Below are 21,723 nucleotides of genomic sequence, written 5' to 3' on the forward strand. Positions count from 1 at the left end.
TAGTATAAGTAATCTTATCTATAATAAAAGGTAAGATTAAAGTAAAATCATTTACGAACACATTATTTATTAATTATTATATAGCATGTTAAAATTCAGTTTGATATTATTGATAATTTTTGGTGCTTCACTGAAAAATAATGCATTAGAAAATAGAAGAGAGAATGGTCCTGATTTACAAAAATATATCGGTAAACAAAAGAAATCTATTGATACAATTGACATTCGTACATTTGGTGTTTTAGGAAACGGTGGGGACGAAACAAAAAAGATACAAGAGGCATTAAATAAGTCTGTGGGGAAAACATTGTATATCCCAAAACAAAAGGGTAGCTTTTACCTTAGTGGCCAATTGATAGTACCAAGCAATTTAGAAATTATATGTCACAAAGAAGTTGTTTTTAAAGCTAAAAATAATTTGAAGCAAGATATAGAGAATTTTGAAGTATTATTTCGGTTTGAAAATTCAAAAAATGTAGTTTTTAATGGAAATGGGGCTAAATTCTTTATGGAAAGAAAATTTTATAAAAGTGAATTTAATCATTTGTTTATGATAAATGGTGCATCAAATATAACTCTAAAAAATATTTTAGCTGAAAATTCTGGAGGTGATGGTATCTATGTAGGTGCGTACAAAACTAGAAGCAATTATTCACAAAATATTAATATCATAAATTGTAAATCAAAGTATAACAGACGACAAGGGCTTAGTATTACAAGTGTATCGAGTTTTAAAGCAGAAAACTCTGAATTTTCATATAGTAGGGGAAGTGCTCCGTGCTCAGGCGTTGATATAGAGCCTAATAGTAGTAATTCTGTTTTAAAAAATATTCATTTTAAAAACTGTTTGGCTCAAGGAAATGAGCGAAGAGGATTTTTAGTTACTTTAAGTCGTCTAAACAATAAAAGCCAAAGTGTTGATATTACTTTTGAAAATTGTAGAGCCCTTAATAACTATAATGGTTTCACCTCTATGTATTTTTCACCCACTTCTTCTGGAGAAGTTCGCTTTATTAAATGTATTGCTGAAAATTCTGCTAATTCTGGTTTTACAGAGCTCTCAAGCTCTGGTTTAGGTGCAAAAAAAATATATGATAGTTGCATCTCAAAAAATAGTTCAAAAAATAGTATTAATTCTAATGAAGTTAATAACTCTGGGTTTTCTATTTACAATGTTAGAAATCGTAAAGAAAAATATCTAGGAAATTCGCAATTTATAAATTGTGAAGTTATTAGTGAAACAAAGGGAGTTAAGTGCGGTTTTTTTGTTGAGTCAGGAGGTAAAGTAATTAATGTTGATGTGAAGAATTTGCAGTTTAAAGGTGGTATAATAAAAAAAACCAACTTATTAATTAAAGACAATTTGAAATCAACAAGGAGTTTATCCGTTGCTCGAAATGATTTTTAATTTAATTACAATTAGGATAAATAAAATATCGAATATTTTAAAAAAATGAAGATAACTATTACAGGAGCAACGGGATTTGTAGGGCAAAATCTTACTAAATATTTAAAAAATAGTCATTGCTTAACACCAGTTTCACTACGTAATCAAAATTGGACAGATAATTTTAATATTGATATTGACGTTATCATTCATCTTGCAGGAAAAGCGCATGATACTGCAAATGCATCAAATGATTCTGTATATTTTAAAGTAAATCGTGATTTAACTATTCAGTTATTTGATGTTTTTTTAAAATCTAATATTAAAGACTTTTTCTATTTCTCTTCTGTAAAAGCAGTCGCTGATACGGTTGATGGTGTTTTATTTGAAGATATTGATGCTAAGCCATTGACTCCATACGGCAAGTCTAAATTTGAAGCCGAGGAGTATTTGCTCAAGCAAACTCTTCCTGAAGGAAAGCGTCTTTTTATTATTAGACCTTGTATGATACATGGACCTGGTAATAAAGGAAATCTCAATCTTCTTTATAAAGTCGTAGAAAAGGGTATCCCTTGGCCTTTAGCAGCATTTCATAATGAACGTTCCTTCTTGAGTATTGATAATTTGAGTTATTTGATTGAAACCATGATTGCAAAAAAGGATCTATCGTCTGGTGTATATAACTTTGCAGATGATGATGCACTGTCGACCAATGATGTGGTTCAATTAATCTCGATGACACTTGGACAGAAACCAAGATTGTGGTCTATATCGTCTTCATTTATTAAAACGGTAGTTAAAATCGGAGATATACTTCCATTGCCTTTAAACTCAGAACGTTTGAAGAAATTAACCGAATCGTACGTAGTCTCTAATTCGAAAATTAAAAAAGCTTTGGGAATTGAGAAATTACCTACCTCGGCCAAGGAGGGATTAATTAAAACAATTCGATCTTTTCAATAATTGCTGATAGAGTAGATTGATGGTGTAAAGGGGAAAAATTTAGTTTTACAAACTTATGAAATTATAAGAGTATTAATGTCTTTATATAAGATGCATAAAATCGAAAATAGTTTTTTAAAGATAGAAGTATCTGAAATGGGAGCAGAGCTAAAATCTCTCATTGATAAGAGGGTTGATTTCGAATGTATTTGGCAAGGTGATAATAGATTTTGGGCAAAATCGAGTCCAATATTGTTTCCCATTATTGGACAATTAAAAGAGAATTGTTATCATTATGATAAACAATCTTATTATCTTAATCGTCATGGTTTTGCTAGAGATCTTCTATTTGGCCTAGTAGAAAAGTCAGATAATAGTTTAACTTTTGAATTAAAATCTAATGACGCGACAAAGAAAATCTATCCTTTTGACTTTACACTAGCAGTCACTTATGAATTGTACGAAAATGAATGTATGGTAACTTATTGTGTTATCAATGATAGCAATATAGATCTGTTATTCTCGGTAGGTGGGCATCCTGCTTTTAATTTGCCTGAATATTCTCAATGCTTAAATGAAAATTATATTGAATTTCCATTGGATCATTCCTTAAATCGTTTTTATTTGAATGGTGGTTTATTATCAATAGAATCTGATCAAATTGAATTAGACGCTAAGAGGTTATTTTTGGACAATAAAATGTTCGATCAAGATGCTTGGGTACTAAAAGAAGTACAGTCAAAAGAAATCTATTTAAAAGAAAGATCTTCAGGAAATGGTATACTTTTTTCTTTTGAGGGATTTCCTTATTTAGGTCTATGGTCTGCTCCAGAAGCACTCTTTATATGTCTAGAGCCGTGGGCTGGTCTTCCAGATGATGAAAAACATAATCAAGATTTTCATGAAAAGGAAGGAATTATAAAATTGTCTTCATTGTCCAAGTGGTCTGCGAAATGGAGTGTACGAACAATAAATCAAAATTTCTTAAATTCGACAATATAAATTTGTGATGGAAAGTCAAGAAGAATACCACTGGACAAATATGTTAAGAAAGCATGGCCCCCGTTGGTTAGTGTTGCTAATCGACTTTTTATTGATGTGGTGTAGTTTTATATTTACCTATATTGTTATATTCAAGTATCGTGGGCCGATATCATTCTCTAGTTTATTGTTAGAGTCTTTAATCATATCCCTGGTCTATCTTTTGATTTTTATTCTTTTTAAACCCTATCAAAGTATTGTTAGACGAACTGGTCTAAGAGATTTAAAACTAATGGGTAACTGTATCGGTACCGCTTTTTTGATTTCGATCTTATTTTCTTACTTCTGGGAGTTATTCCTCGGAAAAGCATTTGTAAATAATTTTGGTAATAAATGGGAAATTCATTTCTCGCAAACCCAATTGCTCTTTCATGCCCTGCTTACTGGATGCGCACTGATTTCCGTGCGGTTATTATATAAAACGGTATATCATTCCTTTTTTTGGAATAACCGGCAGAATATGATACCTATTATCCTCTTTGGTGCAGGTAACATGGGGCATAACGCTTTTAATTTACTACAACTGGGATCGCGCAATCGTTACAAAGTAGTGGCTATTATAGATGATAATGTAACCCGTATAGGTCGTTATATCCAAGGAATACGTGTCAGATCTTTGAGTGACTTAAATATGGATCTTTTGGAGCGGATCGGCGGAGCACAAGAATTGGTTATTGCTATCGATAACTCTTCTCCCGAGCGATTGGCAAAGATTTCTGAAGTGGCCGAACAGCTTCCTTTAAAACTAAAGGTGATGCCTAACTCTGTTAAAATGATGGAAGGGGCGGTAGCAACCCGGCAGATTCGTACCCTAAAAATAGGCGATCTATTGGGACGTAATCCCATTGAGCTCAACAATCCAGTTATTGCTAATGCTCTAGCTAATAAAGTAGTCTTGATTACAGGTGGGGCAGGTTCTATAGGTTCGGAACTGGTTAGACAAATTGCTAGAACAGACTGTAAGTCCTTGCTTATACTGGATCAAGCCGAATCGGCACTTTACGATCTACAGCAGGAGCTTAAGAGCTTGGATAATTTCGATCGTTTTGAATTTGTCGTTGGAAATGTGCGGGATCATGGATTTATAAAAAATATCTTTGAACGCATTCATCCTCATTTTGTTTTTCATGCAGCGGCTTATAAGCATGTACCTTTGATGGAAGCTAATCCTTATGAAGCGATTCTAACGAATGTGTGTGGTTCTTATCAAGTTGCGAAATTGGCAGATACTTACCAGGTTGAGAAATTTGTGATGGTTTCTACAGACAAGGCTGTCAACCCAACGAATGTGATGGGAGCTACTAAAAGGGTGGCTGAAATTGCTATATCAGCCATTAACAAGCATTCTAAGACTAATTTTATCGTGACTCGTTTTGGAAATGTACTGGGGTCGAATGGCTCAGTAATACCCTTATTTGAAAAGCAGATTGATCAAGGAGGTCCAATTACCATTACACATCCAGATATAACACGTTATTTTATGACCATACCAGAAGCTTGTCAACTTGTTCAAGAGGCTGGAGTGATGGGGAATGGTGGTGAGATATTTGTTTTTGATATGGGAGTATCGGTTAAGATTATGGATCTGGCAAAGAAGATGATTAGTCTCAAAGGTTTATCCTACCCCGATGACATCGATATTAAAATCGTAGGATTACGTCCTGGAGAAAAGATTTACGAAGAATTGCTGGCAAATGATGAAAATACAATGAAGACACATCATGAAAAGATTATGATTGCTCAAGTCAATAATGTCGATATTGATGAAAAGAAGAAGAAAATCGATGAGTTATGTTTTATCGTTCAATCGGGTGATAATTCCATTAATCATATGAAAATGGTTTCCTTGATTAAGGAAATTGTACCGGAGTTTAAATCTCAAAATTCGGTTTTTGAAAAGTTAGATTTTACATAGCCTAAGTTTGAGGCATAATTGTTGTTAGTGACGTGATGTCATTTAAAAATCAGGATTAATTCAGTATTACTGTTAATAGTATGGAAAAAAAATATATTTTTGTGATTAAAGTTATGGAACCAATCTTAATAATAAAATAGAGTATGCGATTTAGTTTAAAGCACAGTCTTGCATTAGCAATGTTTGCATTAATGTTAGTAATATTTAGTTCTTGCGGATCCCGTAAGAATATGGTGTATCTGCAACAGGATTCCACCCAGATCAATACCCTATATAATCAACATGTACCCCGTATCCAAAAGAATGATATCCTGACGATTGTGGTGACCGCAGCCGATCCTAAAGTAACGGCGCCATTTAATCCTGTTAGTACAATGACTACCAGTAATATGACACAGGCTGTTGATATGGCTTTACGTCCTACTTATACAGTAGATGAAAATGGCGATATTACCTTGCCAATGTTGGGAAAGGTAAAGGTAACAGGCTTAACGCGTATTGAGGCAATTGAAAAAATTAGGACCGAATTGAGCCAGTACATTAAGGATCCTGGAGTCAATATCAATTATAACAACTTTAGAGTATCTGTACTAGGGGAAGTTAGTAAACCAGGGTCATTTACTTTACCTACAGAGCGGATAACAGTTTTGGAAGCATTGAGTATGGCTGGAGATCTGACTATTAGAGGTGTACGAGAAAATGTATTATTAATACGTGAAGTGGATGGACAAAAAACGATGCATCGTTTAGATCTCACTAAGCAAAATACCTTAAACTCTCCTTATTATTACTTAGCACAGAATGATGTGATCTATGTAGAACCAAATAAGGCTCAGATCAATAACTCTAAATTAGGCGCAAATACAAATATTATTATTTCAATTGCAGGTCTTATTATTACCGTAATTTCAGTATTGACACGATAGAATCATCCATGGAACAACCGATACAAAATAAAGAAAACAAAGAAGAAGAATTCAATCTTAGACAGATATTTGAGCAATATGCTTTCTATTGGAAGTGGTTTGTGCTAGCTGTGATATTAAGCGTTGGTATTGCTGTGGTATATTTACGATATGCGCAAAAGACCTACAATACTACAGCTAAGATTTTATTAAGAGATGAACGTAGTGCTTCTGCAGGAGAATTGGCTGGTATAGCAGAATTGACCAGTAGTATGGGTTTAGGTGGTGGAGGCCGCTCTGCATTTGTAACGGATCAAATTGAAGTGCTGACCTCACGTAGATTAATGCGTAAGGTTGTTGATCAACATAATCTAAATGTTATTTATTCTTCGAAGGGTAATATTAGATCATCGGAGCAGTTAGAAAGAGATATGCCTTTTGTGGTACAAACTTTGGGTACCCAAGATTCAATATTATTGAAGATAAGAGTTACTGTCGTGAATGATAGTCAATTACAGCTGACTGATTTGAGTTCTGGAGAGAAAAAGGTGGGTGTTTTCGATCAACAAATAAAAATTGGTAATTATAGTGTTCTTTTTAAAAGAAACCCAGCGCACAAAATTGAATTGAGTACAGATTATGAAATTTCTGTTATTCCTAAAGATTGGGCAATTGACATGATTTTGGGAGCGATTACTATTATGCCAAATAAAGAAATGCAATCGTATATTGTTAATTTCGGAATGGTATCTAGTTCAAGTAAGAAAGCAGCATTAATATTGAATTCATTAATTGAGATTTATAATCAAGATTTGACGTATGATAAAATGCGGATGACCAAAGCAACCTCCGATTTTATCAACAATCGATTGGTGTTAATTTCTAAAGATCTTTCAGGAGCAGATGAGCAAGTGGCCGATTTTAAATCGAACAATGCCATGGTCGATATGCAAGCTGAAGCAGGTGTGTTTTTAAATAATGCTTCTGATAATGACAAGAAAGTACTGGAGTACCGGACACAACTGCAGTTGGTGGATCATATGAATGATTACCTCAAAGGGGAAACCGAAGGAAAATTATTACCCTCCAATATTGGCTTGCAAGATGCTTCAATAGGAACTGCGATAGCAGCTTACAATAAATTAGTAATGGAACGCGACGATTTATTGAAATCGGCATCGGATATGAACCCTGCTGTAATTGCCTTAAATGAGAATATCGCCGATAATAAAAACAATATCCGTCGCTCGCTGGAGAACTATCAACAGGTGACGAAATTGGCCTTGAATAGTATTGAACGTAAATCGAATGAAATAAAAGGACGTATCAGTTCAATCCCGAATCAGGAGCAGGGCTTTAAGAAGATTTCGCGTCAGCAACAGATTGTCGAATCCCTGTATTTGCTTTTATTGCAAAAAAGGGAAGAATCTGAGGTCAGAGCGGCAGCTACACCGGATAACTTAAAAATTATTGATGCAGCTTATGGCAATGGAATACCTGTTGCTCCTCGAAAAATGATTATTTTATTAGGAGCATTAATGTTCGGTTTTCTAATTCCTTTCATTATTCTTTATCTGAAATTTTTATTGGATAATAAGATCCATTCGCGCAAGGATATTGAAGATATCGTCAAAGCGCCTGTACTGGGTGAGATCCCATCTGCTGAGGATACCATTATCCATCAGAACGATCGCTCATCGCTGGCAGAAGCTTTTCGGATTTTGCGTACCAACATGAACTTTATGTTCGGTGCTGATAAAAAGGATAAGTCGAAAGTGGTATTTGTGACCTCAACCATATCGGGTGAAGGAAAGTCTTTCGTAACGACCAATCTGGCGCAGATCTTATCCATGTCTGACCAACGTGTCTTACTAATTGGTGCAGATATCCGGAGTCCAAAAGTATTGGATTACCTAGGACTATCCCATTTACAGCATACCAATGTCGGTATTACCCAGTTTTTGATCAATCCTGAGATGGATGTGGATAATATCATTATCAAAAAACCTGGTAATTATGATTTTGATGTGGTGTATTCAGGGTATATTGCTCCTAATCCAGCAGAGTTATTGATGAATGGTCATTTTGATGATGTGATCAAATACGCTCGTGAACATTATGATTATATATTGGTCGATACAGCTCCTGTGAGTTTGGTAACCGATACGCTATTGATTGCACATAATGCAGATCTTACTTTATATGTATCGCGTGTCAATTTCTTGGATAAACGCTTGCTTCAAGTGCCACGTGAATTGTATGTCGATGGTAAATTGAAAAACTTAGCGGCTGTTGTCAATGATGTTGACTTTGCTCGTGGTTACGGTTATGGCTATGGTTACGGTTATGGTTATGGCGACAAAGGTGAAAAGAAAACAGGCTTAAGTAAATTGTGGTATGATTTACAGAGCAAGTTTAAAAAGAAATAAATTATAATTCAATATCAATTGGCGCATTTCTTTGTAGAATTGCGCCAATTTTTTTAGATCCATCAATGGATATTAACGCTATTTTTACATTGATATATCGTTCAGCATAACACGGACTGCCGATATTAACCTACTGCTTATAACAATGAATTATTTAATTGTCCTTATCATATTATTTGTTCTGGAGCTTCTTTATTTTAAAGTCGCCGACCGTTTTAATATTATTGATAAACCAAATGAGCGCTCATCGCATAGTACAGTGACTTTGCGTGGTGGTGGCATCATTTTTTATTTTGGTGCATTCATCTACTTTATCCTGTCAGGTTTTCAATATCCTTACTTTTTCTTGGGTCTAACGTTAATGACTGCAGTCTCTTTTTTGGACGATGTATTTACATTGTCCAACAAAATTCGTTTGGTTATTCATTTTAGTTCTGTCCTATTGATGACCTATCAATTGGACCTCTTCAGTATGCCCTGGTACTATCTGCTGATTACTTTTATTATTGTCGTCGGTGTTATCAATGCCTATAATTTTATGGACGGCATAAATGGCATTACCGCTTGCTATAGCTTGGCTGTCGGGGCGCTATTAATGATTGTCAATCATCAGCTCAATTTTATCCAACAAGATTTACTTTCGTATACGTTACTTGGTGTATTGGTCTTTGCATTTTTTAATTTCCGAAACAAAGCAAAATGTTTTGCAGGAGATGTGGGGGCGGTTGCGATTGCTTTTGTTCTGTTATTTGCACTTGGTGCTTTAATTATCCAAACCGGAAATTTGATCTATATCTTATTTTTGTCAGTATATGGTATTGATGCCGTCTGGACAATCGTACGTCGCTTATTGCGTAAAGAAAATATCTTTGAAGCCCATCGATCGCATCTGTATCAATTTTTAGGGAATGAAGCTAAGGTGAATAAATTGGTGATTTCTTTCTGTTATGGATTGATCCAGTTACTAATCGGATTATTAGTAATCCAATTTTCGGATCAGGAAGCAATGGTTCAAATTATATTTGCAGTGAGTTTATTAGTGGGGTTGAGCGCCATTTATCTGATATTAAAAACTTACATCATCAAAAAATATGTTCATTAATATGATACAAACTATACAAGGAGGAATAGCCCAGGATCAACGTGGACAGATTCGTTTTGTTAATGACTTTGATATGTCTCTGGTAAAGCGGTTTTATATGATCAAAAATGCCGATGTTGAACTGGTTCGAGGTTGGCGTGCCCATCGCATCGAACAGCGCTGGTTCTATGTCGTCGCTGGTGCTTTTGAAGTTGATCTGATTCAAATCGATAGCTGGGACAAGCCTGCACATGATCTTCCTGTTGAGAGAATAAAATTAGCAGCTACTGCCATGCAAGTTTTGCACGTGCCTAAAGGATATGGTACTGCTTTTCGTGCCCTACAGCCCGACAGTGAGTTACTGGTATTTGCCGATCATGGAATTGAGCATGCGCCATTAGATGACCACACTTGGCCCTTGGAATATTTTGTAGGAAGGTTAGACTGTTAGTTAGTTAGTTAGTTAGTTAGTTAGTTAGTTAGTTAGTTAGTTAGTTAGTTAGTTAGTTAGTTAGTTAGTTAGACCATTCTCACTTTCTAACTTCAATATTAATCGTTATCTATTCCCAGAAATTTGGAATAGGTATGAACGATAGGAAAAAAGAGTACTTCCTGCGGAGCATATCTTAAATAGCGTTTAAAATTTAACCACATTCGATATGCTCCTTCCGGATGGACGGATATTACGGATATTTTTCCACCTTCAAAGCGCTCATCATGCTGTCCAAAATTTCCGGAATACCAAATTTCGTCCATCATCCAGCCTGCATCGCAGTTATCGGGATATGGAAAGGGTAGTGATTCTTTAGGTAGACCTAAATAGTTTACCAAAATCTGGTGTAGTAGATGTGTCCAGTCCAATATTCCGGCAGCTCGATAAATGTTTTTTAATGCTTGCGGATCGATCTGTGTTGATACATGTGCATATAAGCGCGCAGAGTCACATAATTGCCTTAGTCCAATACCAAATGTGATCAAGTGTTTTAAAATATGTGCATTCACCTGTAGCAATTGTAATTCTGGAGCGAGTAATTTAATCGAAGTAGCATTGATGGTCAGCTCTTGTTGCTGGTTTTTATAACTATTTTCAAGCTTTTTCAACAAATTGCTTTTGAGAGGACTGCGGATATCAAAAAGCTTTTTATGATGCTCAATATGGATACCTTTCCAATCATAATCTAAACTAAATCCTGCTGTATCTTGAAATTCTACTTTTTTGTCTTTCAGTATTTCCCGTGCTTGTGCATAACCTTGATCTTCGAAATACCAGTCGATATCTCCTGAAATACGATGCTGAGGGACTTTATAGCACGCTGCAACGCCTTGCCCTTTTTGCAGAATAGGTTTAAGGCCTTGTTTGGTAAATGACGTATATTGCGCGGCAATCACTTCATTCATTTTGCTATTGTGACGTTCTATTTGATCGACCCTAACTGTCCATTTTATTCTTAATGACTGCGGAGGTAGCTGATCCTCTTCTAAATAAGAAAAGCTATCATATATAAGACCTTCTAAGGTATGATTAATGGCATACGCTCGGATTTTTATCCAATCCGCCTCAGCTAATGGCTGCGATAACAAAAGTGTTTCTTTACCCCATAGTCCGATACGTAATAACTGAAAAAAAATATCCTTATGTCGAATGTCCATATTTTCTTTTTTATATTTATAGATCAAAAATAGCTTTTTTTAGGGATTATTATGCTTTACAAGGTTGGATATATTGGTTCAATATTGAAATTTAATAAGCGGTAATCATGTATATGGCTCAAAAATTGCTATGAACCTCCATGAAAAACAGAGTTTGGTCTGCATCCAATTTTTGCAATTGCAACAACAATGTGACCTAAAATTTCGTTTCTAATAACAAATCAACTTATACAATGAAAAAACTATTTTTTACCCTTATTATGTCTGGCTGTCTTGCGACTGCTTCAGCCCAGTTTTCCCGTCCTATCAGTATAGGTGCTGGTGCAGGAGTTTCTTTTGGCTTGACAGATCTGAAGAATTCAAAAGTAAATTTTGCATGGTACGGAGAAGGGGATTATTTATTAACCCCATTTGTATCTGTCGGATTGCAGGCTCAGAAAGGTGAATTGACGGGTAACAGTGGCGATAATTCGTTTAAGAATAGCTATTATGCAGGTAACGTGAACGCAAAGTTAAGATTAGGTCAATTTATGGATCTGCCCGATAATTATAGCTATTATACTTTAGGAGCGAGTACGTTTCAACGTATTTTATCTAATGTTTATATCGGAGCTGGCGCTGGATTAATGAAAAATCGGATTTCAACTGATTTTACAACGACCTACAGAGATGCTGTCGTGAATATTGGAGGAGAAATTGCAGATGATCGTTCTGGCATTCATTTCGTCGTTCCATTAAATATTGGTGTAGATATTCCTTTTGGACGTACCTTATATGGTCCAAAATGGGCAGTAAATGTAAACTACCAACACGGTCTTAGTTTTAATGATAATCTGGATGGCGTCATGAATAAAAATAATGATCAATATGGCGTTATGACTGTTGGTGTGAAATATGCCTTTTTCAACCGTAACTAATTTGATAATAAAACATACTCTTCTATAAATAATAACAACCGCAATTATGATTAAAATGAGAAAACACTATCCGACATTTACATTCGGGCTGTTTATTTTAGCAGTTTTAGTGTCTATGCAGGCTTGTAAATCAAGCTCATCCATATATAAAGCACCGAAAGTTTCCGCATTCCGTGCAGGCGAAATGCCAGCGCCTCCGGGAATGGTTTATGTACCTTCTGGAACGATACTTTTTAAAAGCTCCCTTGACACTGCTGATACAGGTAAAAACGTAAGCTTAAGTGCTTTTTTTATCGACGAAACAGAAGTGACCAATAAACAATACCGTGAATTTATCAATTGGGTAGCAGATTCGATTGCCGTAACGGATTACTTACAGGATGATCAGTACTTTTTAGAGACTGGTGAACAAGGAACTGAGAGAAGAATTAATTGGAAAAAGGTAAAGAAAGCTTCTCCAATTTGGAAAAGCAATGATCCCACTATCCGTGAGCGCTTAGCGCCAATGATCGAAATGAGAGGTTCTCAGCGCACTTTAAATCCAGAGGTATTACGCTACCGTTTTTCTTATCAAAAGACAAAAGGGAACATTAAAAAGGTCTATGTGACCGATACGGTTCCAGTGATGCCGGTTGAAGAAATCTGGTCTTCTGATTTTCCAAATGCACAACTCGCTTCCCTTGATGTCAATTATTTTACACATCAATCTTTTGATTATTACCCGGTAGTGGGTGTCACTTGGAGACAGGCACGTGCATTTACTGACTGGAGAGGTAAAGAAATTATGGCAACTTTAATGAAAAACTCGTATTTGAGCGGTTACCAATTGACTTTAAGTCTTCCTACGGAAGCGCAATGGCAATATGCCGCTGAAGGTAAATTGGACCCCCGTGATACTTCGTCAACGAAACGCATGACAATCGATGGATCTGAAGGTAAAGAAAAGCTTGCAGTAAACTTTAAGCAGGGGGATGGTACCTATTCTCGTGATGGAGCAACTTTCACCCTTCCGGTAAAGTCTTATACGCCAAATGCTTTTGGAATCTATAATATGGCCGGTAATGTTTCGGAATGGACATTAGATGCTTTCAGTCCTTCTGCAATGGTTTTTGTAAACGATTTAAATCCTGCTCTTTTATATGATGCAGATGAGAAAGATGCTGATGCACTGAAAAGAAAGGTCGTACGTGGTGGTTCATGGAAAGATAATGGTGAGCAATTGAATACCGATACCCGTAACTATTCAGTGGACTATGAACCGCATTCATACATCGGTTTCCGTTGCGTGATGTCGGCATTTGAGATGCCAACGATCCAAAGTAAGACTAGAAAATTTTAAAATATAAATTCAGATGAAGATATTTATAACAATGGCAATGGCTTTAGGATTTATACCGGTCTTTGCGCAACAAGAAATACCGGATAGTTTGAAATCGCAACAGGTTACAACTGCCGTACAAGGAGAAGTTTTAATGGATACCATACCGACAACGGATGGTTTTTATCAGGCCAATAACCTGGAAGATGCGGTTCCTTTCGCTTATCCGGAAATTAACATGAAAAATATTCGCTTTTATAAGCGAGTGTGGCGTGATATTGATCTGAAAGATGAAAAAAATGCATTACTTGCTACTCCTGGTAATTCATTAATGGAGATCATTATGAAATCTATCGAAACGGGCAAGTTATCCCTATATAGTCCTGATGATGATTCTTTTAAAGGAAGAATGAGTGCCAACGAAGGTATGGCCCGTTTTACGGATAGTGTATTGGTTCCAATTTTTGATGATGAAGGAAACCAGATCGATTCAAAGATGACTTTAAATGAATTTGATCCGACCCGCGTAACGAAATTCCGCATTAAAGAAGATATCTTTTTTGATAAACAGCGTAGCCGTTTGGAAAGCCGTATTATCGGCGTAGCTCCGCTAATGAATATCACAACTTCGGCTGAACTTGCGGAATCGGTCGGTTCTACTCCTGCATTTTGGTTGTATTTCCCGCAGTTACGTTACAGTCTGGTTAAAGTTGATATTACAGATCCGGATAAGGGTCTATACGATATGACGATGGATGATTTATTCGTTCAAAAGAAATATGCAAGTACCATCATCCGTGAATCATCTGCCGGAGCTTTAAAATTAGGTGATGAAGCACAGCAGGCGCAAGATGCGCAACAGATCGAACAAAAGATCGATGCATATAAAAAGAAACTGTGGACAAGCCCTAAGGGGGTGAAAGAAGAAAACTTGGAAGAGTTTATTCCCAATGCTCAGAAACAGAAAAAAGTAAAGAAAAAATAGGCTTAGCTTAATACTAAAAACATAAAAAAAGCATTCTCAATTTTTGAGAATGCTTTTTTTATGTCTTGTATTTAACGTTGTCTGACATATTTTGGTTTTTTCAAGATGTTGCGTAATTCCTCTTCGGTATAGTGCCGTTGACCTTTGGCATTTAATTCAAAACCGCAAACCAGACGGAGGCCGCCCATGCAATGAAACCGCTTTTCATAAACTTCCCTGGAGTATCCTGTCAGTTCTAGCAGCTTACTACGCGGGATACCATTTTCAAAACCATGCAGAATACTTGCTGTCTTGTAAAGCTCTGCCAATTGTTTTTTACTGAGCTTACAGCGCTGAGGGGTTTTATGGGCTGGTGTCTGACCGATGGAATGAATAAAATCATTTAAACGTTGATTAAGCTTCCAGGTCATAGCACCTGAAGTTGCACCCATTTTAGCTTCTAGTTCTTTTACTGTGGGCGTTCTTCCTAATTTCTTGGCCAATAGAAGGTAATGATCTTTTATACTGAATTTCGTTAATGGGATTTTCGTCCCAGCCATATAGCATAAGTTATTCCACCCAAATTTTTCCTTCACGTACCATGCCGAAGGATAGTTTTCTGGTTTTAAACGTTGATAATCTTTTATATATTTAATCCGATGCTTTTTGATCAGTTTAATAACCTTTTCTTTTGCTTCTGATTCGGTCAGCGTAGTGATCCTGAAGTATGGTGGTAATCCAACGTATTCCAATACATCAGCCCAGGTGCTGACATTGAAATGGGTCAAATAAGACCGATCATTATAAAGTCCATTACTTTTTAGACATTCTGAGATCGCAGGCGACCGCTGGTGTTTGATGTAATACCGGACTAAGGAGTTTTTTAGTTTCCCTTTCGAAGGGATACGTCTATCATTTGCATCATATCCTGCTGCAATGATAAATTTATTCCAGGATCCAAAATATTTATGGATGCTTCCCGATTTTGAAGAAAATTCTCTGCGCATGGGAATGCGCTTATTCGTTTGATAGAAATCATGTAATTGGGCCAATAGTTCAGCTTTGACGATAGCTTCTGTTTTTTTTACGTTAGGCTGTAGCCCTGCGGCTGCAATAAAATTGTTCCAGGTGCCAAAATAACGGCGGCTCATCGTATTGAGGTTTTCCATTTCACGACGTACGGGAGTTCTTCCGTTTTTAGTGTAAAATTCGTTCACGATCGAAAAAGCTTCTGCGATGATTTCTTCTTGTGTTGGATTCAAATCGTACTGAAAATATTAGTTGATAGAATAAGTTCATAAATGCGAATATTAAAGATAATATTTTTCTTTATTAAAATGAAATGTTGCTGTGGAATGATGAGAAGGTTAGAAAGTTAGAAGGTTAGTTGGTTACTCTATAGTAATTAGATTATAGTATTTAGTAATTAGACAAGGTTGACTTTTTCTTTACGGCAAAGTTGAGATGATTAAAAGGTGAGGTAGTTAGAAGATCAAACGCAGGCTTTTTTTTGATTGCATGCATTATGGCTCCGTGGCCAGCGGTGGTTGAACAGACGATCCAAAATCTAAATACCACTATTGGACACCTGAATGACACCATCGACCGGCTATTGAAAGAAAATCACCTTTTAAAAGACCGTAAAAAGAACAGCGGTAATAGTTCGGTTGGTATATTATAGGATTAGAAGAAAACATCGTGGTAGCTGAGATTGGATACCGGATTAAAAATTATATGATTTTTTTCCAAAAGTTGAGCAGACCTCTACATGCTGTATGTTCAAGATCAAAACTAGTTGGTATCTCATCCCATCCACTCCAATAGGAGACAATTCGGGTTCCTATTGGTAATTGTCTAAGTTGTTGTCTAAGGTATTCGGTATATGAATAATAGAGTTCTTGGTTTGGTACTATCGAATTATCTATCGGACAACTTGTATCTATATTTTCATAGAAAGAATTGTAAAAATAAAATGCATCATAATCAGAAAAAGTGATTTGATCAATATTGGCATGAATAAATTCTACGTTATTTATTTGATGTTTTTGGGCTATCTCAGTAGAAATTTCAACAAGTGATTCCCGCTGTTCAACGCCATAAAAAATACCTTCCGTACATGTAGCACCCACAAGACAAAATTTACCAGCACCAGCACCAATGTCCAGTATCTTATCATTGGGATGTTGAACTAAATAGGTGGCAGCCATCTTTGCGACATCGACAGGAGTCCAGTGACGGTGTCCCAATATTTTTATATTTGAAGGATACAAATCGTCAAATGTACTGTCGTCAACACGTATGTTAGACCTTAATGCTTTAAAAATCATTTTTTCTTTTATGTGGTTATCATTAAATGGATAGGCTAATGTTTAGCAAATAAAAACGAGCTATTTAATTATATACTCCAGCACGGTTAAAGTTCTCTTAGAAAGTGGATCTTGCCTGATTCAACATTTATTTCGACAAGAACCTTGCGGTGATTTCCATATTCGTAAATGTACCAATTGGGATGATCTGGATCTTTCGCCGAATATGATTTTAAAAGCTCATCATCGATCTCTTCTGATATTTTAATAGATTTATTTTCCAACATGAATTTTTTTACTAAATTACAATAATCTATTTTTAAATTTTAACTGCTCGATGGAATTACGAGATAGAAACATTTAGTTCGTAACGATTAGTTTTATTTTCCCCTATTTCAATTGACACATCGTTTTGAAATCACGTTACGGTACATCCATACCTACAAGATAAGGATTGCTGGAATTTTTCGATACTTTCAATAAAAGGTCATGCGAGACAAGGAAATTGATTTTGACTTAAATTATTTTGTACTTATTGAATAAATAAGCGATATTTAACATATTCTTTAATTATATTCCATTACCTATATTTAATGTACCATGATATTGCGTGAAGTGACTCCTTTATCCGAAGAAGATTGTTTTATGGTATTCGCCAGAGAAAAGTGTAATTTTGATTTTCCAATACATGTGCATTCCGAATACGAACTCAATTTTATAGAGAATGCCGCTGGAGCACAGCGTATTGTTGGAGACAGTATTGAAGAGATAGATCATCTGGAGCTGACTTTAATTGCCAATTCTAATCTTGAACATGGTTGGTTTGACCACAACTGCAAATCAGAAAAAATTTCAGAAATTACCATTCAATTTCAGCCCGATCTATTGAGCGAAACTTTGCTCAATAAAAATCAGTTTCGCTCCATTAGGCAACTGTTTGAAAAAGCGGCTTATGGGGTTACCTTTAGTAAAACGACCATCATTGCTGTACGGGATGAAATTAAAAAGCTGATTACCGAGAAAGACGGTTTCTATTCGGTAGTTGGCCTTTATGATATTCTGCATATCTTGTCGCAAGATGAGCATATGCGAGAATTGAGTAGTCGTTCATTTCATAGCAGCATAGGGAGGCAAGACAGTAGACGTGTAGAAAAGATATTGATATATCTTTCTAAAAACTACCAGAAAGATGTATCCCTGAATGAGGCCGCAGACCTGATCGGTATGACCGAAGTATCCTTAAGCAGATTTTTAAAGCAGCGTACAGGAAGGACTTTTATAGATACACTAAATGATATAAGGCTTGGGCATGCCTGCCGGATGCTGATCGATACCACGCATAGTATAGCAGAGATAGCGCTTCTTTCGGGTTTTAACAACCTCTCTAATTTTAATCGGATTTTTATGAAAAAGAGATCTTCAACACCAACAGTTTTCAGAGATAAGTATAAAAACTCAAAATTCTATTTATAAGAATATAAAAATTTATGAGCTAAAATAATATAGATGGTTATTTGTTGTAATTGTCTGTACAGGATTGTTTTGGCTTATTTTATATAAGGAAAAGATAAAAAAGTATTATTCGTATAAGTGGTTTCTTCTTAGTTTTGGTAGTAATTGAAAGGGATTAAATAACCAATTTTAAGGGAACCAAAAAATGATGAATAAAATCTTTTATGCATGTCTGGTTGCGGGGTTTACACCTATGATTACTTTTGCACAAAAGTTTCAGGTGTCGGGGACTGTCACAAACCAGCAAACCAATTTAGCCATAGTCGGAGCTACGGTGCGCAATGGCGCTGGCCAAACGACGCTGACCGATGAAAAGGGTAGTTTCAAGCTGAATACAACGATAGGCGACAATCTCTATGTTTCATTCTTGGGTATGGAAACTCGTGTGCTGAAAGTTAATGATCAGCAAGTACTTCGTGTTGTATTAAAACCAAAGCAGGATGTGCTGGACGAAGTCGTGGTTGTAGGCTATGGTAAAGTCAAAAAAAGGGATCTTTCAGGTGCTGTAAGCCAAGTAAAGGCCTCGGAAATATTAGCTGGCAATCCTGCGCCGAGTATCAATCAAGCACTACAGGGCCGAATGGCCGGAGTAACTGTCAATCAAAATGATGGGGCACCAGGAGCCGGGATCTCCATCAATATACGCGGAACAAACTCTTTCTCGACCAATTCTCAACCACTCTATATTGTGGATGGTATACCCTACGATATGGCATCCATGCCCAGTAGTACTGCCAATGAAAATAACAACCAGACAGCCAATGCTTTGGCTTCAATCAATCCAAATGATATCGAATCGATAGAAGTGCTCAAAGATGCATCGGCAACTGCAATATACGGATCGAGGGGAGCAAATGGTGTTGTAATTATTACCACAAAACGTGGCGAAAATGGTAATGAAAAAGTTGAACTGAATGCAAATTTTGGACTTGCAACGCGGGGAAGAAAAGTAAAGATGCTCGGCCCATATGAATATGCTAATTATATCAATGAGCAAGCAATTAACAGTAAGTATTATGATGGATTAGGGTATCAGATATTACCTTATCCAGGCAGTTGGTCTTATCAGACAGTAAATGGTGAGCCTATTACTTCATCTGGTAAATATCAACCTGCTCCCGAAGATTTTCTCAATCAAGGTGTGCGCACGGACCAATATGGCAATCAGACCTTGGTTCAAGGTGCGGATTGGCAGGATGAGATTTATCAAAACGGTTTTACACAAGAATATAATCTCAGTGTATCTGGCGGAAGTGAGAAAGGTTGGCATATGTTTTCCGGAAACTTTTTGAATCAGAGCGGTATTATTAAAAAATCGGATTACCAGCGTGTGGCTCTGCGAACAAATATCGGAAGGAAAGTAAGATCCTGGTTGGAGTTGGGTGCAAATATCAACTATACCAATGGTCTTACCAATTTTGCTAAATCAAATGCCTACGATTATGGAATCATCCGCTCGGCATTGATTTTTCCCGTAACCTACGGACCTGATATGAATACTATTGAATCGGATCAGCTAAATTGGCTGGCTTCAAATCCAGGTGTCTATGTCAATACCGCAAAAGATCAGCTTAAAGCAAACAATATATTTAGTTCGTCATATGCAAGTGTTAAGCTGTTGCCTTTTTTGACTTTTAGACAAAACTTTGGATTCTCTTACTCCAATAATAACCGTAATACCTATTATAACCGGAATACGCAGGAGGGGCGTTCACCAATCAATGGCAGCGGAGGCCAAAGTGATAACTGGTATCAAAGTCTTACCACAGAGTCTTTATTGACTTTTGATAAAACTATTTCACAGCATCATACTATAAATGTAGTCACAGGTTTTACCTATGAGCAGGCGAATTATGCGGCAAAAGCCATAACAGCTACAAATTTCCCCAATGATATCACAGGTGAGTTTGATATGGCAGCAGGATTAAACCCAGGACCTTTAGTCAGTAGCCGGGGCAGAACACAACTGGCCTCGGTTTTGGCAAGAGCAAACTATTCCTATAAAGGAAAATATATTGCTACGGCCTCTTTTCGTCGGGATGGCTCTAGCCGATTGACAATGGGACAGCAGTTTGCCAACTTCCTGTCGGGAGCCTTAGCTTGGCGACTTTCTGATGAACAGGTTATCAAAGATCTTGGGATCTTTAGTGACCTAAAATTACGCGCCAGCTATGGGCGAACTGGTAATCAGGGGGTCAATGCCTATCAGACCAAAGCATACTTAGGTGTGGCCAATTATCCATTAGGAGGGGCTTTGAGCAGTGGTTTTGCTGAGGTCGACTGGCGTGGAGCGCTAAATAAGGATCTCAAATGGGAAACTACAGACCAGTACAATCTAGGGTTGGATTTGGCTGTGCTCAATAACAGAATCCAATTTACAATCGATGCCTATTATAAAAAAACAAATGATCTGCTGCAAAATGTGAATATTGCTTCGAGCAATGGTATGAAAACACAATGGGTCAATTCGGGATATGTCACCAATAAGGGGATCGAGCTGACGGGAAAGTTTGCTGCAATGGATAAAGAAAACTTTAAATGGAATATTGATGCAAATATCTCATTCAACCGCAATGCCATAGGAGGGTTGACAGCCGACCGTTTTTCAGAAAGACTCTGGTACAATGCCGATAATATCTTTATCCAACGTAATGGCATGCCAATCGGTACAATGTTTGGCTATGTGGAAGATGGATTTTATGACAATGAGGCTGAAGTGCGTACCGATCCGACATATGCCAATGCAAGTGCCGCAGTTGTTCAATCAAAAATTGGAGAAATCAAATACCGTGATCTGAACGGTGACGGTGAGTTGACTGCCAGCGATCGTACTATTATCGGTAATACGAATCCAGATTTTGTTTTTGGTATTACCAACAATTTTAAATACAAAAATTTTACACTTGGTTTCTTTTGGCAGGGATCTATTGGGAACGATATTTTTAACGGAAATCTTATCGACATGAAAATGGCCAATATCGGGAATATCACAGAAGACATTTACAATAGTAGATGGACGGAAGAAAATAGGGGAAATGCTTTATGGCCAAAAGCTGTTGCAACTTACAACCGTACCATGCTCACCTCCGATCGTTATGTCGAGAACGGATCGTATGTCCGCCTTAAAAATGTAAACTTAGGATATACTTTTAAAAGTCCATTCAAGGGGCTCAATGCATTATATGTCTATGCTAGTGCAAACAATTTGCTAACAATAACTGATTACAGTTGGTTTGACCCTGATGTTAATGCTTTTGGAGGAGATGCCTCGCGAAAAGGTGTCGACATTTATTCTTACCCAAGTAGCAGAACATTTTCGATCGGATTGAAAGCTGATTTTTAAGTTGACCTAAAAT

18 protein-coding genes are annotated in these 21,723 nt (G+C 36.6%); 14 read left to right on the top strand and 4 right to left on the bottom strand.

Going from position 1 to position 21,723, the window contains the following annotated elements; translation table 11 throughout:
* Positions 1–85: 85 nt before the first annotated feature.
* The 8 genes from M2265_RS17110 (at position 86) to M2265_RS17145 (ending at position 10,151) form a co-directional block, all read left to right on the top strand.
* Positions 86–1,408, top strand: a complete 1,323-nt coding sequence (locus M2265_RS17110; RefSeq protein ID WP_132769804.1) for a right-handed parallel beta-helix repeat-containing protein — start codon at positions 86–88, stop codon at positions 1,406–1,408.
* 45 nt (positions 1,409–1,453) lie between these two features.
* A complete protein-coding gene (locus M2265_RS17115) occupies positions 1,454–2,350 on the top strand; it encodes an NAD-dependent epimerase/dehydratase family protein (protein ID WP_132769802.1) in 897 nt (298 codons plus the stop codon).
* Positions 2,351–2,440: 90 nt separating this feature from the next.
* Positions 2,441–3,331 (top strand): aldose 1-epimerase family protein, encoded by an 891-nt coding sequence (locus tag M2265_RS17120; RefSeq protein ID WP_165905882.1) that lies wholly within the window; start codon positions 2,441–2,443, stop codon positions 3,329–3,331.
* A 7-nt stretch (positions 3,332–3,338) separates the two neighbouring features.
* Positions 3,339–5,285, top strand: coding sequence for a polysaccharide biosynthesis protein (locus tag M2265_RS17125; protein ID WP_243655407.1), 1,947 nt, complete (start codon positions 3,339–3,341; stop codon positions 5,283–5,285).
* A 143-nt stretch (positions 5,286–5,428) separates the two neighbouring features.
* Positions 5,429–6,211 (top strand): polysaccharide biosynthesis/export family protein, encoded by a 783-nt coding sequence (locus M2265_RS17130; protein ID WP_132769798.1) that lies wholly within the window; start codon positions 5,429–5,431, stop codon positions 6,209–6,211.
* Between the two features lie 8 nt (positions 6,212–6,219).
* Positions 6,220–8,619 carry a GumC family protein gene (locus tag M2265_RS17135; protein ID WP_132769796.1) on the top strand — a complete coding sequence of 800 codons (2,400 nt, stop codon included), beginning with the start codon at positions 6,220–6,222 and terminating at the stop codon, positions 8,617–8,619.
* A 145-nt stretch (positions 8,620–8,764) separates the two neighbouring features.
* A complete protein-coding gene (locus M2265_RS17140) occupies positions 8,765–9,721 on the top strand; it encodes an MraY family glycosyltransferase (protein WP_132769794.1) in 957 nt (318 codons plus the stop codon).
* Position 9,722: 1 nt separating this feature from the next.
* Positions 9,723–10,151: a WxcM-like domain-containing protein gene (locus M2265_RS17145; RefSeq protein ID WP_165905881.1), complete on the top strand. Its 429-nt coding sequence runs from the start codon at positions 9,723–9,725 to the stop codon at positions 10,149–10,151.
* A gap of 98 nt (positions 10,152–10,249) precedes the next feature.
* On the opposite strand, the gene M2265_RS17150 is transcribed toward M2265_RS17145, so the two are convergent.
* Positions 10,250–11,350: a nucleotidyltransferase family protein gene (locus M2265_RS17150; protein WP_132769790.1), complete on the bottom strand. Its 1,101-nt coding sequence runs from the start codon at positions 11,348–11,350 to the stop codon at positions 10,250–10,252.
* A 233-nt stretch (positions 11,351–11,583) separates the two neighbouring features.
* On the opposite strand from M2265_RS17150, the gene M2265_RS17155 reads away from it, so the two are divergent.
* From M2265_RS17155 to gldN, 3 genes are read left to right on the top strand one after another with little or no spacing between them, the layout of a single operon-like run.
* Entirely contained in the window at positions 11,584–12,267 is a 684-nt protein-coding gene (locus M2265_RS17155; protein WP_132769788.1) for an outer membrane beta-barrel protein, read from the top strand.
* A 55-nt stretch (positions 12,268–12,322) separates the two neighbouring features.
* On the top strand, positions 12,323–13,606 hold the full coding sequence (locus tag M2265_RS17160) for an SUMF1/EgtB/PvdO family nonheme iron enzyme (protein ID WP_168127773.1): 1,284 nt from the start codon (positions 12,323–12,325) through the stop codon (positions 13,604–13,606).
* Between the two features lie 13 nt (positions 13,607–13,619).
* Positions 13,620–14,570 carry a gliding motility protein GldN gene (gene gldN, locus M2265_RS17165; RefSeq protein ID WP_084825435.1) on the top strand — a complete coding sequence of 317 codons (951 nt, stop codon included), beginning with the start codon at positions 13,620–13,622 and terminating at the stop codon, positions 14,568–14,570.
* A gap of 71 nt (positions 14,571–14,641) precedes the next feature.
* Here gldN and M2265_RS17170 read toward each other — a convergent pair whose 3' ends face one another.
* A complete protein-coding gene (locus tag M2265_RS17170) occupies positions 14,642–15,811 on the bottom strand; it encodes a homing endonuclease associated repeat-containing protein (RefSeq protein WP_132769784.1) in 1,170 nt (389 codons plus the stop codon).
* 263 nt (positions 15,812–16,074) lie between these two features.
* Here M2265_RS17170 and M2265_RS17175 point away from each other — a divergent pair, with 263 nt between their 5' ends.
* Positions 16,075–16,230 (top strand): SlyX family protein, encoded by a 156-nt coding sequence (locus tag M2265_RS17175; RefSeq protein ID WP_165905880.1) that lies wholly within the window; start codon positions 16,075–16,077, stop codon positions 16,228–16,230.
* Between the two features lie 49 nt (positions 16,231–16,279).
* On the opposite strand, the gene M2265_RS17180 is transcribed toward M2265_RS17175, so the two are convergent.
* The gene (locus M2265_RS17180; RefSeq protein WP_132769782.1) at positions 16,280–16,876 is read right to left on the bottom strand and encodes a methyltransferase domain-containing protein; all 597 of its coding nucleotides are present in this window, start codon (positions 16,874–16,876) and stop codon (positions 16,280–16,282) included.
* A gap of 86 nt (positions 16,877–16,962) precedes the next feature.
* Positions 16,963–17,142 (bottom strand): hypothetical protein, encoded by a 180-nt coding sequence (locus M2265_RS17185; RefSeq protein ID WP_021192170.1) that lies wholly within the window; start codon positions 17,140–17,142, stop codon positions 16,963–16,965.
* 313 nt (positions 17,143–17,455) lie between these two features.
* On the opposite strand from M2265_RS17185, the gene M2265_RS17190 reads away from it, so the two are divergent.
* Both M2265_RS17190 and M2265_RS17195 read left to right on the top strand, forming a co-directional pair.
* Positions 17,456–18,328 (top strand): AraC family transcriptional regulator, encoded by an 873-nt coding sequence (locus tag M2265_RS17190; RefSeq protein ID WP_132769780.1) that lies wholly within the window; start codon positions 17,456–17,458, stop codon positions 18,326–18,328.
* Between the two features lie 184 nt (positions 18,329–18,512).
* A complete protein-coding gene (locus tag M2265_RS17195; protein ID WP_207902412.1) occupies positions 18,513–21,710 on the top strand; it encodes a SusC/RagA family TonB-linked outer membrane protein in 3,198 nt (1,065 codons plus the stop codon).
* Positions 21,711–21,723: the final 13 nt, after the last annotated feature.

Origin of the sequence: Sphingobacterium kitahiroshimense, from assembly GCF_025961315.1 — a bacterium.
Classification (GTDB): Bacteria; Bacteroidota; Bacteroidia; order Sphingobacteriales; family Sphingobacteriaceae; genus Sphingobacterium; species Sphingobacterium anhuiense.